Genomic DNA, 11,772 nt, shown 5'->3' with positions numbered 1-11,772 from the left:
TGATTATATCAGCGAGGTCAGAGATGCCAACCGGGAAATTTCCAGATGCGGCAGTAAACGGCTGTCCCAGGTTTGCATCAGATCGCCATTTTCCGGTCTGATCCAACAAGCCTGCATTCCGCTGCGAATTGCCCCACCCACGTCAGTGGTGAGATCGTCCCCAACATGTAAGATCTCGCCGATCGGCACGTTGAGTTTTTCCGCCGCCAGAAAGTACATATCGCTGAACGGTTTCGAGCGCCCGTGCGGGCCAGCGCGCAGCACAAACTCAAAATAATCCCCCAAACCAAACAGCTCCGGCTGGGCGTTACCGTTGGTGATCGCCACCAGCGGCCATTTCTTCGCCAGCTGTTTTAAGGTGTCGTGGGTTTGCTGCGGGACGTCGATTCGGCTGCGCCATTTGGCAAAGTTGATCATTGCTGCGTGTGCGCCTGCACTGGCTTCTTCGGCACTCAGCCCGGCGTCGAGCATCGCTTGTTCAATCGAACGAAAACGCCAGCGCGTCACGTCGTGATAAATCTCGGGTTCCGCTTCCCGTACCGCCTGGCGCAGGCGTTGCAGATCTTCATTCTGGAAGCTGCGCAGCGCCGGATGATAATTTTGCACAAAGATAAGTGCTTCTTGCTCAGTACGTTGGATCACCGGACGGTTATCGTAAAGGGTATCATCCAGGTCAAAGGTGAGCGCCGAGATGCGCCCCAAAGGCCGGTAAAAACGCATTATTTCCCCCGTTTGGCGCGTGGATGCGCCGCATCGTACACCGAGGCAAGGTGTTGAAAATCAAGATGAGTATAGATTTGCGTGGTGGAGAGGTTGGCATGACCCAGCAGCTCCTGCACACCACGAAGATCGCCGCTCGACTCCAGCATATGCGTAGCGAACGAGTGACGTAATTTATGCGGGTGAACGTGATTATTCAGCCCTTGTTTTATGCCCCATTCGGCAAAGCGTTTCTGTACATTACGCGCGGAGATACGCTTGCCCAGTTTCGACAGGAAAAGCGCGTCGTCTTCGCTGCCAAACAGGTCGCGCAAATCAAGCCAGTGCTCAATCCACGCTACAGCGTTGCGACCAATCGGCAGGCGGCGCTCTTTGCTGCCTTTCCCCATCACCCACACTTCGCCGGACTCCAGGTCGAGGTGTTTGATATCGAGCCCCACCAGTTCGGAAAGACGCAGACCCGCGCCGTACATCACTTCCAGCATTGCCCGGTCGCGCACGGCGAGGGGATCGTTGATATCAATATCCAGCAGCCGATTCATATCGTCGACGTCGATATTCTTCGGCAGATGACGTGGCGCTTTCGGTGCTGAAACACCTTTCGCCGGGTTGGCTTTGAGCTCGTTCTGGCTGACCAGCCAGTCAAAAAAGCTACGTAGCGCAGAGAGGCGTAATGCGAGGCTTGCCGCGCCCAGCCCTTTACGGCGACTGCGTACAGCAAAATTGCGCACCATCGTCACATCACATTGCTGCCAGCTTTGCAGGCCGTTTTCGCTGGCAAAATTGATGATCGCCTCAAGCTGGCGCTGGTAGTTAAGCAGGGTTATCGGGCTAAGCTGACGCTCCACGCTCAGATAACGTAGATAGCGTTCTACATCGGTATGTAAATTGGTCATACGCGTTCAATCCAACGCTCCAGAAGCTCCGGCAACATCAGCGCAATTTCATCAAGTAACTGCGTTCCCTGCCCTTGTTGATAGTGATTAGCATCGCGACTGGTGAACAGCACTACGCCTAAATCAGCATCGCTTCCCAGCATCGACATCGCCACCGATCCCACCGCTTTCGCTTCCGGTAGCACCACCAGCAGCTCCGGCCCGTTAAGCGGCCCCAGATAGTGCTGCTCCTGCCCCAGACGCTGAATACGCAGTGGTTCGAAAGCCTGACGGTTTAATGCCAGATGAGTATGGTTCGACGGCGCACCTAAGCGCCAGCGATCCGGAAACAGACGCACACTCGCGCCCGCCAGACCGAGATCGCGCGCCCAGCGGTGAAAACGCATCAGCATATCGTCGAGACTGCTGGCGGCGGTGAGACTGCGCTGCAGGTAGAGTAAGCGATAAAACAGGCCTTCGTTGGCGATAGCCTGTTCCATCAACAGCGACATGTTCTCTTCCAGAACATGAATATGGTTACGCGCGCGAGCCATATGCCATTCGACCAACGAAACGGTACCACGTACCGGATGTGGCACACGTATCGCTTCTACTGCGCGCGCATTGCGGATAAAAAACTCAGGATTTTTAATCAGATAATCGACAACCGCCCGGTCATCAAGCTCCGTGAGTGTTTCCTGTAGTTCTTCCCCTGGTTGCTTCATAGATGAATAAATCCGTCGTAAACATGTACTGCCGGACCCGTCATATATAACGGATGACCCGGACCTTTCCAGGCGATATCAAGACGACCACCAGGGAGTTCCACACGTACTTCTTCGGCCAGCAAACCTTGTTGAATCCCTACCGCAACCGCCGCACACGCGCCGCTGCCGCAGGCCTGGGTTTCTCCTGCCCCACGCTCATAAACGCGTAAACGAATATGCTCGCGCTTAACCACTTGCATAAAACCGATATTGGCGCGCTCCGGAAAACGTTCGTGGCTTTCCAGAACAGGCCCCAGTGTTTCTACCGCCGCAGTATCGACATCATCGACCTGAATCACGCAGTGCGGATTTCCCATCGACACCACACCGCATAAGATTGTCTGCTCGGCGGCGCGCATAATATAGGTCTTTTCCGCTTTGTTAGCGCGAAACGGCACAGCGGAAGGCTCGAAGTTGGGCTCGCCCATATTTACGCGGACCAGATCATCATCGGTGACGGTCAGAACCATCCGCCCGTTGGCGGTGCTGACGCGGATATCGCGCTTATTGGTCAGCCCTTTCAGACGCACAAAACGGGCAAAGCAGCGCGCGCCGTTGCCACACTGCGCCACTTCACTGCCATCAGCATTAAAAATGCGATAGTGAAAATCCAGTTCAGGATCGTAAGGCGGCTCAACCACCAGCAACTGGTCAAACCCTACCCCCAGGTGCCGATCCGCCAGGCGACGAATCAGTTCCGGTGAAAAAAAGACATTCTGCGTTACCGCGTCGACGACCATAAAATCGTTGCCAAGGCCATGCATTTTCGAGAACTGCATCATTTACTCCAATCACGCGGGTACAGAAACTGACTTTTAGTAATTCACCTGGGATGGACCATCGCCAGTGGCGCGGTCGTTTTTATCCGGCACCGTGGATTGCGTTTGCGTCTCTACCGGTTTGGTCGGCGGCGGTGCGTTTTTATCTGCAGGCGGGAAATAGAGCGGACCTTTCAGACCGCAGCCCGTCAGGCTGAAGAGAGTAAGTAATACAGTGAGTGCCTTAAACACGTTTTTCATTATGGATTGCCTGTAAAGTTCATCGCTTTCTGCTTTCTATCATCGCAGGAGAAGGCGTAAAAGCAAGCGTTTAGCGACTCTTTATGAAGTCTGAAAAGTGAGGAATTGCTGCGAGTATAACGCTTACACGTGGGGATTTATGTTTTGCTGGTAGTTTCGTGATCGGCACCTCGCGCCAGGATGGCTTTATGCACTATCGCAATGTGGTTTGTTTGTTGTCTTGTTCGTTGTTCTTATCATCGGCATGGGGATGTCGGCTTGATGAGCCGGAACATAATATTTACCAGAAACAGGGAAAAGGCGTGGTGTACCTGCGCCCTTATCAGGAAACAAATCTTTCTCTTCCTGGCGTAAATTACAAGAGATTGCGTCGGTTACCCAATTTATTAATAAACCCGGCAACACTAGACGAATGGGACAAAGAACCACCCCTGACTGATTTGACAACCGACTACATCTATAAGGGCGCACAGGCCTGGTATCCCCATTACACCTGGCATAGCGATGGTCGCCATATCCTCTACGCGGGTGAAGTTGTGCAAAACCCGCCAGGCAAACCACCCGTTGATGTCGCCTCGTTCAAGGCCTGGGGTAGTTTTGCAGCGGATAAACACAGTCTCTATTTCGAAGGCAAACGCACCGATGACAATGGCGGAGAAAATAGTTTAGATATCAAAACGCTGCAGCAGGTGAAATTCCCTTTCCCCTGGAAACCTGACGTTCTGGGGCTGATATTACGTGACGCTAATTTCTTATATGTCGATGGGCATCGCCTCGCTGACCCCGAGAGTTTCCGCGTGCTGGCGCAGAAGTCCTGGGATCGGCGAGGTAAGTTTTCCACCGCGTTTAACCCCTGCGTTGCAGTGCCGTTCGGCCCCTGGGATACATTAGCCCGTACACACACGGAAATGATGATCAACGGCGAACAGCTTGATGCCGACCCGGAGACATTTACTGTCGTGCGCTGGATGCCTGGGTCGTTATTGAGCTGGCGAGATAAAAGCGGCCTGCACCGGAAGGTGCTGAATCAGGGAAATCTGGACAAAGATAGGGCAAATAGCTGCGCAGCGTTCAATTTACAGGAACACTATGTTTCATGGCGCAAAGGGCCAGAATGCCAGCAAGAAGTCCTACCCGGCCTCGATCCAGAACAATTTCACCCTCTTAGCAAGACTGTCGCGCAGTATCAGGACAAGCTGTACACCATTAATAAGACAGAATTTGGCGAAAACAGGCTGGATATCGTCACACTGGATAATCCTGATTTAGTGATTGATAAACGCTTTAACGCGGGAAGAACTCACGGCTATTTACTGACCAAATTACCAGTTGATGGTGAAGAAGAAGATGGTTTCCAGGTATTCGAGTCTTCCGGGCCGCTTATTCTGATGGATTATCGTGTTCCTGATGAACGTGAGGCCCACCTTAACGATAGCCCCCATTACAAGAAATGGTATGCACACGACGATCGTTATGTTTACGCATTTGATGGCTCACAGCTGTGGCGCTACCCAACGCCCAATACCAAAGCCGTGCGGGTGAAATGGAAAACCGAAAATTCAGGATATGGCTATTGGGCAGACTACCGTCATGGAGAGTTGGACGGCAGACTTCTTAAGGATGGTGCGTTTATTCCAACGGGAATTCCCTATAACTCATCCGTTAACATTGCCCAATATTCTGATGGCGAAAGCTCTTTTCTCATCGGTGAAACCGATGTTAGCTGGCGTAAGCTTCGCTCTACAGACCAGCAATGGAGTCAATGGAAGAAACTCCCCGATATTGACCCGAAAGCATTTCATCCCATCACCGATCGTATCGCGCAGTACAAAAATCATCTGTACATTGCGAAATTGTCTCCTTTCGGTGAGGACACCCTGGAAACCCTAACGCTCGACTCTTCTGCATCTTTCCTGAACCAACGAATTAACGCCGGGAAAGACCATGGCTACTTTATGCGCTCTTCCCGATTACGCGACGATATTCAAATCTTTGCCATTGATGGACCATTGAAGACCACCGAACGCTTCGCTTATGACAATCGCTATGTTTATACCTGGATTGGCAGCCAACTTTATCGAACCGCATCACCCTGCCCGGCCAGGACACGTAATCTGCATCAGAACATGTTTTCATCCAATGATGACATCATCATCTTGAAGACGGAGGAAGAGTGCCGAAAAACACCAGATATTGGGCAACCTTTGAAGCCCTGACCCCATGCCGCTATACTGCCGCCATCACTTAAAAACAGGATACAACAATGAACGACAGTGAATTTCATCGCCTGGCTGATCAACTCTGGCTGACCATTGAAGAACGCCTGGACGACTGGGATGGCGACAGCGATATCGACTGCGAAATCAACGGCGGCGTACTGACCATTACCTTTGAGAACGGCAGCAAAATCATTATCAACCGCCAGGAACCACTGCACCAGGTATGGCTGGCGACCAGGCAGGGCGGCTACCATTTTGACCTGAAAGGCGATGAGTGGATTTGCGACCGTAGCGGTGAAACCTTCTGGGATTTGCTGGAACAGGCGGCAACGCAGCAGGCAGGTGAAACAGTCAGTTTTCGCTAAGATTGCATGCCGGATAAGCCTCGCTTTCCGGCACGCGCATCACGAAAAATACTGCTGTAACAGTGGCGTATCGTTATCCTGATTGGCAGGCGGCATGTTGCCGATAGATTTGGTGCGGAACGGAATCACCTGTTCGCGACCATCGACCTTCACAATCTGATAGAACTGCGGCAGGTTGAAGTTGATGAAGCTTGAGCCGTAGGTAAAACGGTCGTGCGATGACGAGTAGAAGCGACTGACGTCACGCACCAGTTCCTCTTTGCTACCTTCGCAGTGGTGATACACCTCAACCCGGTTGCTTTCGTCGAGAATGTAGATATTAAAGCCATTCTCGTCTTGCGTTTCTTCGAAGAAGAACTGGATGATCCCTTCACTAGCAAAGCCGTCCACCACCGCCGGTAATTTGACGTGATTGGTTTCAACCTGCACTGACAGGCCGTGCAGTTTGTTATGCGAAATAGCGCCATAAAACTCGATGGCGTTCTCCAGTTTCTGTACCGATACATTCAGGCGCTCGAAGAACAAGCCCCAGGTTTGACCGGAAACGCGCAGCGCCTTAAAGCGCCCGGTTTCCTGGCGGGTGCTGGAAAGACGCAGTTCAATACACTCAGAAACCAGTTGCTGCACGCGAGTACGGATTAAGCCGCGCAGATGTTGGCTGTAGCAGAAGACTTCCACGCTATCTGGCGGTGCGGCGTCCTGATGCATTTTGCCGAGAATGGTTTTCAGGGCTTCAATCATCGACTGCTCACCGTTGAAGTGCAGCGTACGCACTTCGTTCCACGAGTTGCGATACAGCAGGTCCACACTACCCACCAGGCAATTTTGATTCTCGCCAAAGCTGAAGACATCCAGCTTACGGAAATCAAAATGCACCACCTGATTGCGGAAGGCTGCCGTCGGGTCATATTCCAGGTTAACGATAATCGCCAGATGGCGGATCTCACACGGGCTGTAGAGCGCCTTCGGTGTCGGTGCAGGTAAGCGCAGCGGGAAATGGTGCGACACGTCGGCGACCATCTCCTGCAACTTCGGCAAGTCGACAACGCCGTTGCCTTTAATGTACAAACGGGTGCGCGAGGTCAGCAGGCCGTTAAACCATGCCCACGCCACCAGCTTATTCAGGTAACGGTTATATTCCAGCGGCTGATGGCTGATGATCGACTCAATATTTGGCGCGCGGTTATACAGATACCAACCTGAACGGTTAGCACGGCCCGGCGGTACATAAATAAAGGTCAGATTCGGTTCCGAGAGATCAGGTGAAATCTGCGGGTTTACCAGCGTCACTTTACCCGGTAATGCTTCAAACGCCGCGTACAGTTTACGCGTCAGCACGCCGATATCCTGCGGGCTGGCGGAGACGCTAAGGTTATTGCGGCGCGCAAAGCGGATCAGATTACGGTAGCTCTGCATCATTGCGTCGAGCAGCTCGTTGTGCGCCTCACGCACCTGATCTATCTTCCAGTTAGCGCGGTTATCGAGCATTGCCAGACGAGCATCGTCCCATTCCCACTCTTTCACCAACTGGCTTAACACTTCACGACGCCAGCCTACGCAGGCGCGTTCACGGCTGAGTTTTTCGCACACTTTTAAATAGAAGCAGCGGCGTACTAAATCCAGACGGGTGAAATCTTCAATCGCCGTCAGGTACTCAGTAACACGCTCCAGCATCATGCAGTACGGATCGAGGCCAAACGACACAATCTCGCCGTCGTGCAAACGCTGTTTGATATCTTTCGCCAGCAGGCGTGGATTCGGATATTCCCAGGAATAGGCTTCCAGCAGCAGTGTCTTCAGCACCGCTTTGTACGGGGAATCGATACTTTTGTAGAGTTGCCAAAGGCTGGCACCAAAGTACTCTTCAGCGGAAAGCGAGCTTAAGCCGCCGAGATCCAGCCATTCATTTGGCGTCAGCACGCCCTGCGCGTAGAGCGTCATTACGTAGTCATCGTAATGCTCTTCTTCGTCGCAAGGCACCATATTCCACAGAATACGCTTACCGGCGAGACGCACGGCGGTACGGTAAAATTCATCAAGTAGCAGTATATGCTGGGTGGAGCCGCAATCCTCTCCCCCCAGACTGCCACTCTCGTTGTGGCGGAAACGGTTTTCATCAATCAGGAAGAAGCTAACTTCCACCCCCAGCGAGGCGGCCCAGCTTTCCAGCAGGCTACATTTACGTTGTAGTAATTGGCGCTCTTCGCTATCGAGCCAGGATTGATGACAGACCCAGATATCCAGGTCAGAGGAACAACTTTGCCCTACGGACGAAGTACTGCCCATGGTGTATACACCAGTAATCGGAAGCTCGCCTTTCGGCGGGTCCTGTACTGACATTCCACGATACAGTTCAAGTTCGTTCAGGTAGTGGCGTTGGGTTTCATCAGGCGTGTAAAGGCAAATGCCTTTGGGAACGTTACCATCAAGGTAACCCGGCATTAGCGGATGGTGATAGTGCAACAATGTCGGCAGCAGACTGTAAACCTGTTGGAATGCAGGCCCCATGGCAGCAAGCGCGCGATCCACGCGCAATTGATTTATGGCATCCAGTCTCTGTTTCAGAGTCTCAATATAGAGGTACAAGACGTATCGCCTGATTTGCTACCCGTCATGTCTGTGATTCCGGCAACATCAACGGAAACACGCGGCATTCGGGATATTTCGTATGTCAAAGGTAACTGTTACCACTTTCCGCGCCTGGTTTTTTTAGTTTCACGACGAAAAAATGGTCTAAAACGTGATCAATTTAACACCTTGCTGATTGACCGTAAAGAAAGATGCGCTACATACAAGTGTAGCACCGTTTATTCTCTGTAAATTCCTTATTACGACGGTTTGAAACGCCTGTCAGGATTCCATTTACGTTTTGCATTAACGTCAACGTTTCACCACAACACTGACATCGCTCCAGCAAGGATGTTAGGATGGACCACGGATGATAATGACGGTAACAAGCATGTTAGACAATGTTTTAAGAATTGCCACACGCCAAAGCCCACTTGCACTCTGGCAGGCACACTATGTCAAAGACAAGTTGATGGCGAGCCATCCGGGATTAGTCGTTGAACTAGTACCGATGGTGACGCGCGGCGATGTAATTCTTGATACGCCACTGGCGAAAGTAGGCGGAAAAGGCTTATTTGTTAAAGAGCTGGAAGTCGCGCTTCTGGAAAACCGCGCCGATATCGCCGTACATTCGATGAAAGATGTGCCGGTTGAATTCCCGCAAGGTCTGGGGCTGGTCACCATTTGCGAACGCGAGGATCCGCGTGATGCCTTTGTGTCCAATAATTATGACAGTCTGGATGCGTTACCGGCTGGCAGTATCGTCGGGACTTCCAGCTTACGTCGCCAGTGCCAACTGGCGGAACGCCGCCCAGACCTGATTATCCGCTCTCTGCGTGGGAACGTTGGAACACGCCTTAGCAAGCTGGATAACGGCGAATACGATGCCATTATTCTTGCCGTGGCTGGATTAAAACGTTTAGGGCTGGAGTCCCGCATTCGCGCTGCGCTGCCCCCAGAAATTTCTCTTCCGGCAGTCGGACAAGGTGCCGTAGGTATTGAATGCCGCCTTGATGATACGCGTACCCGCGAGCTTCTTGCCGCGCTTAATCACCATGAAACTGCGCTACGCGTCACCGCTGAACGTGCGATGAATACCCGTCTGGAAGGGGGTTGTCAGGTGCCGATTGGCAGCTATGCCGAACTTGTCGACGGCAAAATCTGGTTGCGTGCGCTGGTCGGTGCGCCGGACGGTTCGCAGATTATTCGTGGTGAACGCCGCGGTGCGCCGCAGGATGCCGAGCAAATGGGGATTTCACTGGCGGAAGAGCTACTGAATAACGGCGCACGGGAGATTCTCGCTGAAGTCTACAACGGAGACGCGCCAGCATGAGTATCCTGGTCACCCGCCCATCTCCAGCTGGAGAAGAGTTAGTGAGCCGTCTGCGCACACTGGGGCAGGTGGCCTGGCATTTTCCGCTGATAGAGTTTTCCCCGGGTCGGCAATTGCCACAACTTGCCGACCAGCTATCAGCACTTGGTGAAGGCGATCTGTTGTTTGCCCTTTCGCAACACGCCGTTGCTTTTGCCCAATCACAACTGCATCAACAAGCTCTTAAATGGCCATTACTTGCTGGTTATTTCGCCATCGGCCGCACCACTGCGCTGGCGCTGCATACCGTGAGCGGGCACCAGGTTCGTTATCCGCAGGATCGGGAAATCAGTGAAGTCTTGCTACAATTACCGGAATTACAAAGTATTGCGGGCAAACGTGCGCTGATATTACGTGGCAACGGCGGTCGTGAGCTGATTGGAGAAACTCTGACGGCACGCGGTGCTGAAGTCACTTTTTGTGAATGTTATCAACGGTGCGCCATTCATTATGACGGTGCAGAAGAGGCGATGCGTTGGCAATCCCGCGAAGTGACGACCGTCGTTGTTACCAGCGGTGAAATGTTGCATCAACTCTGGTCATTGATCCCACAATGGTATCGTGAGCACTGGTTACTACGCTGTCGGCTTTTGGTCGTCAGTGAGCGTTTGGCGAAACTCGCCCGGGAACTGGGCTGGAATGACATTAAGGTCGCCGATAACGCTGACAACGATGCGCTATTACGGGCATTACAATAACTCTCATAACAGGAAGCCATAATGACGGAACAAGAAAAAACCTCCGCCGTGGTTGAAGATACCAGGGAGGCCGTGGACACCACGCCACAACCTGTCGTTGCAGAAAAGAAGAGTAAGAACAGTACCGCTCTGATTCTCAGTGCGGTGGCTATCGCCATTGCTCTGGCAGCAGGCGTCGGTTTGTATGGCTGGGGTAAACAACAGGCCGTCAGTCAGACTGCCACCAGCGATGCCCTGGCGAGCCAACTCACGGCACTGCAAAAAGCCCAGGAAAGCCAAAAAGCGGAGCTGGAAGGCATTATTAAGCAACAGGCTGTACAGTTAGAGCAGGCGAATCGACAGCAAGAAACGCTGGCAAAACAGCTGGATGAAGTCCAACAAAAGGTCGCTACCATCTCTGGTAGCGATGCCAAAACCTGGCTTCTGTCACAGGCGGACTTTCTGGTAAAACTTGCCGGACGTAAACTCTGGAGCGATCAGGACGTTACCACCGCAGCAGCGTTACTGAAAAGCGCTGATGCCAGCCTGGCAGATATGAATGACCCCAGCCTTATTGCTGTTCGTCGAGCAATTACCGATGATATCGCCAGCCTTTCTGCGGTATCGCAGGTGGATTATGACGGTATTATCCTCAAGTTGAATCAGCTCTCTAATCAAGTGGATAACCTGCGTCTGGCCGACAATGATAGCGACGGTTCGCCAATGGATTCCGATGGTGAAGAGCTTTCCAGCTCCATCAGCGAATGGCGCATCAATCTGCAAAAAAGCTGGCAGAATTTTATGGACAACTTCATTACGATTCGCCGTCGTGATGATACTGCCGTACCGCTGTTAGCGCCGAATCAGGATATCTATCTGCGCGAAAATATTCGTTCCCGTCTGCTGGTCGCCGCACAAGCTGTGCCGCGTCATCAGGAAGAGACGTACCGCCAGGCGCTGGAGAACGTCTCCACCTGGGTTCGTGCTTATTACGATACTGAAGATGCCACCACCAAAGCGTTTCTCGACGAGGTGGACCAGTTAAGCCAACAAAATATCTCGATGGATCTCCCGGAAACACTGCAAAGCCAGGCGATGCTGGAAAAACTGATGCAGACTCGCGTGCGTAACCTGCTGGCGCAACCGGCTGCAGGGACAACAGAAGCTAAACCTGCACCTGCACCTGCACC

At 52.5% G+C, this 11,772-nt stretch carries 11 protein-coding genes; 5 read left to right on the top strand and 6 right to left on the bottom strand.

Annotated features, from left to right (window positions below; all coding sequences use genetic code 11):
• Positions 1 to 3: 3 nt before the first annotated feature.
• Genes yigB through FEK47_RS15645 form a run of 5 tightly spaced genes read right to left on the bottom strand, consistent with a single transcriptional unit; the run spans position 4 to position 3,381 of the window.
• Positions 4 to 720, bottom strand: coding sequence for a 5-amino-6-(5-phospho-D-ribitylamino)uracil phosphatase YigB (gene yigB / locus FEK47_RS15665; protein ID WP_130223381.1), 717 nt, complete (start codon positions 718 to 720; stop codon positions 4 to 6).
• On the bottom strand, positions 720 to 1,616 hold the full coding sequence (gene xerC, locus FEK47_RS15660; RefSeq protein ID WP_130209428.1) for a tyrosine recombinase XerC: 897 nt from the start codon (positions 1,614 to 1,616) through the stop codon (positions 720 to 722). Before xerC ends, yigB begins: the two co-directional genes overlap by 1 nt.
• The gene (locus FEK47_RS15655; protein ID WP_130219517.1) at positions 1,613 to 2,320 is read right to left on the bottom strand and encodes a DUF484 domain-containing protein; all 708 of its coding nucleotides are present in this window, start codon (positions 2,318 to 2,320) and stop codon (positions 1,613 to 1,615) included. Before FEK47_RS15655 ends, xerC begins: the two co-directional genes overlap by 4 nt.
• Positions 2,317 to 3,141 carry a diaminopimelate epimerase gene (gene dapF, locus FEK47_RS15650; RefSeq protein WP_001160654.1) on the bottom strand — a complete coding sequence of 275 codons (825 nt, stop codon included), beginning with the start codon at positions 3,139 to 3,141 and terminating at the stop codon, positions 2,317 to 2,319. Before dapF ends, FEK47_RS15655 begins: the two co-directional genes overlap by 4 nt.
• A 36-nt stretch (positions 3,142 to 3,177) precedes the next feature.
• Complete coding sequence (locus tag FEK47_RS15645) at positions 3,178 to 3,381, bottom strand: lipoprotein (protein WP_000799889.1); 204 nt, start codon at positions 3,379 to 3,381, stop codon at positions 3,178 to 3,180.
• 188 nt (positions 3,382 to 3,569) lie between these two features.
• Between FEK47_RS15645 and FEK47_RS15640 the strand changes: the two genes are divergently transcribed.
• Positions 3,570 to 5,597, top strand: coding sequence for a hypothetical protein (locus FEK47_RS15640; protein WP_138183265.1), 2,028 nt, complete (start codon positions 3,570 to 3,572; stop codon positions 5,595 to 5,597).
• A 47-nt stretch (positions 5,598 to 5,644) separates the two neighbouring features.
• The gene (gene cyaY / locus FEK47_RS15635) at positions 5,645 to 5,965 is read left to right on the top strand and encodes an iron donor protein CyaY (protein WP_000999954.1); all 321 of its coding nucleotides are present in this window, start codon (positions 5,645 to 5,647) and stop codon (positions 5,963 to 5,965) included.
• Between the two features lie 39 nt (positions 5,966 to 6,004).
• On the opposite strand, the gene cyaA is transcribed toward cyaY, so the two are convergent.
• A complete protein-coding gene (gene cyaA / locus FEK47_RS15630; RefSeq protein ID WP_112826877.1) occupies positions 6,005 to 8,551 on the bottom strand; it encodes a class I adenylate cyclase in 2,547 nt (848 codons plus the stop codon).
• Between the two features lie 373 nt (positions 8,552 to 8,924).
• Between cyaA and hemC the strand changes: the two genes are divergently transcribed.
• The 3 genes from hemC to hemX form a co-directional block, all read left to right on the top strand.
• Positions 8,925 to 9,866, top strand: a complete 942-nt coding sequence (gene hemC, locus FEK47_RS15625; RefSeq protein ID WP_130237980.1) for a hydroxymethylbilane synthase — start codon at positions 8,925 to 8,927, stop codon at positions 9,864 to 9,866.
• A complete protein-coding gene (hemD, locus tag FEK47_RS15620; RefSeq protein WP_135385303.1) occupies positions 9,863 to 10,603 on the top strand; it encodes a uroporphyrinogen-III synthase in 741 nt (246 codons plus the stop codon). The genes hemC and hemD overlap by 4 nt, the downstream gene beginning before the upstream one ends.
• 21 nt (positions 10,604 to 10,624) lie before the next feature.
• On the top strand, positions 10,625 to 11,772 hold a 1,148-nt coding region (gene hemX / locus FEK47_RS15615), incomplete at its 3' end, for a uroporphyrinogen-III C-methyltransferase (protein WP_138183269.1).

Source organism: Escherichia sp. E3659 (genome assembly GCF_005781135.1).
Classification (GTDB): domain Bacteria; phylum Pseudomonadota; class Gammaproteobacteria; order Enterobacterales; family Enterobacteriaceae; genus Escherichia.
The sequence above is the reverse complement of the archived record's forward strand: the minus strand, read 5'-3'. Positions and strand labels throughout refer to the sequence as shown.

Excerpts from the sequence above, each read along its gene's own strand:
- yigB (WP_130223381.1), bottom strand. The coding sequence starts at position 720 with ATGCGTTTTTACCGGCCTTTGGGGCGCATCTCGGCGCTCACCTTTGAC.
- xerC (WP_130209428.1), bottom strand. The coding sequence starts at position 1,616 with ATGACCAATTTACATACCGATGTAGAACGCTATCTACGTTATCTGAGC.
- FEK47_RS15655 (WP_130219517.1), bottom strand. The coding sequence starts at position 2,320 with ATGAAGCAACCAGGGGAAGAACTACAGGAAACACTCACGGAGCTTGAT.
- dapF (WP_001160654.1), bottom strand. The coding sequence starts at position 3,141 with ATGCAGTTCTCGAAAATGCATGGCCTTGGCAACGATTTTATGGTCGTC.
- FEK47_RS15645 (WP_000799889.1), bottom strand. The coding sequence starts at position 3,381 with ATGAAAAACGTGTTTAAGGCACTCACTGTATTACTTACTCTCTTCAGC.
- FEK47_RS15640 (WP_138183265.1), top strand. The coding sequence starts at position 3,570 with ATGCACTATCGCAATGTGGTTTGTTTGTTGTCTTGTTCGTTGTTCTTA.
- cyaY (WP_000999954.1), top strand. The coding sequence starts at position 5,645 with ATGAACGACAGTGAATTTCATCGCCTGGCTGATCAACTCTGGCTGACC.
- hemC (WP_130237980.1), top strand. The coding sequence starts at position 8,925 with ATGTTAGACAATGTTTTAAGAATTGCCACACGCCAAAGCCCACTTGCA.
- hemD (WP_135385303.1), top strand. The coding sequence starts at position 9,863 with ATGAGTATCCTGGTCACCCGCCCATCTCCAGCTGGAGAAGAGTTAGTG.